The sequence below is a fragment of the Caulobacter sp. CCH9-E1 genome, from assembly GCF_001556515.1.
In the GTDB taxonomy this organism is placed as follows: domain Bacteria; phylum Pseudomonadota; class Alphaproteobacteria; order Caulobacterales; family Caulobacteraceae; genus Caulobacter.
The window spans coordinates 1-1600 of the sequence record NZ_LSJA01000384.1; the positions used below are offsets into that span (position 1 = coordinate 1).

Annotated in this window: 2 protein-coding genes; both read left to right on the forward strand. The window is 68.2% G+C overall.

Annotated elements, in window-relative coordinates; genetic code table 11:
* Window positions 1-677, forward strand: a 677-nt coding sequence (locus AX690_RS21440; RefSeq protein WP_156449754.1) for a response regulator transcription factor, incomplete at its 5' end; no start/stop codon positions are given.
* A partial coding sequence (locus AX690_RS21445; RefSeq protein ID WP_304439884.1) for a histidine kinase dimerization/phospho-acceptor domain-containing protein occupies window positions 664-1600 on the forward strand: 937 nt, incomplete at its 3' end. The genes AX690_RS21440 and AX690_RS21445, both read left to right, overlap by 14 nt.

Sequence of the window (1600 nt, forward strand, 5' to 3'; positions counted from 1 at the left end):
TGAAGCTTCTCCTGATCGAGGATGACCGCGCGACGGCCAGCTATGTCCAGCAGGGCTTGGCGGAACTTGGCCACGCCTGTGACCACGCCCAGACCGGACTCGATGGGCTCACGGCGGCGCTAACCAACACCTACGACGCGATCATCCTCGATCGGAACCTGCCGCAGCTGGATGGTCTCTCGGTCCTGCAAGCCCTGAGATCCCAGGGCCAGAGGACGCCCGTGCTGATCCTTAGCGCGCTGGGCCAGGTCGACGACCGCATCAAGGGCCTCGAGGCGGGCAGCGACGACTATCTCACCAAACCGTTTTCGTTCGGGGAACTGATGGCGCGGATCGCCGCCATCGTCCGCCGCGGTTCCGGCACGGCCACGGCCACCACGACCTTGCAGGTGGGCGATCTGGAGCTGGACCTCCTGGCGCGCGCGGCCAAGCGGGGCGCTCGGCGCATCGAGTTGCTCAACAAGGAGTTCCAACTCCTCGAATACTTCATGCGCCATGCTGGCCAAGTCGTGACGCGCACCATGCTGCTGGAGGCCGCGTGGGACTACAGCTTCGATCCCGGCACCAATGTCATAGACGTCCATGTGAGCCGGCTCCGCGGCAAACTGGAGCATGGGGACGAACCGCCGCTGCTGCACACGGTTCGCGGCGCCGGTTACCAGCTTGACGCGCGTTAGTCCGCCCCGGCGCCGACCGCAGGCGGCGGCGTTCCGCGGCGCGCTGTGGATCACGCTGATCGCCGTGGTCACGACCGTGGTGGCGCTGAGCGTCCAGCACTTTCAGACCGTCCGCGTGCTCAAGATCGAACTCGAGCACCTGCTCGAAGGCGAGGCGGACGCGCTCGTCCTGCGCTATCGTGACGGCGACCTCGGCGGCCTGGTCAGCTATATCGATGAGCAGACCCGGACGCAGCGGCGCGACGTGGTCTACATGGTCGCCGATAGGGCCGGGCGGCGACTGGCCGGCAATGTTCTGGTCTGGCCAAGCGGGCTTGCGGCCGAGCACCTGGCCATCACGACCGTGCGGGTGCGGCGCGGCGGTGAGGTCCAGTCGCGACGGATCGAGGCCGAGGTCCGCACCCTCGGGCCGGACACGCGGCTCTTGGTCGGACACCTGGCGGACAGCCGCATCGCGCTCGGGCGTCGCTACTGGATGTCGCTCGCCCTGTCGGTGCTGGCGACCGCCGTGCTCGGGCTGAGCCTCGGTTGGCTCGTCAGCCGGCGCGGCGTGCGCGTGGTGCGCGCCGCGGCGGACACCGGCGATCGATTCCTCAGCGGTCACTTGGACGAGCGGCTCAAGGTCTCGCTTCGCGACGACGAATTCGATCGCTTGGCCGAGGTGTTCAACGCCTGTCTCGATGAGATCGAGCGCATGGTCCGCTCGCTCCGCGCCGCCACCGATGGCTTGGCGCACGACCTGAAGACGCCGCTGACACGCATCAAGGCGCGGCTGGAATTGGCGGCGCTACGCGGGCACGAGGCCCCGCAACAGGACATCCTGGCGGAGACGGCGCGCGACCTCGACGCCCTCTTGTCGTTGGTGAATGGGCTGCTGGTGCTGGCCAGGGCTGACGCCACCACGGCCGATAGCTTCGTGCCGC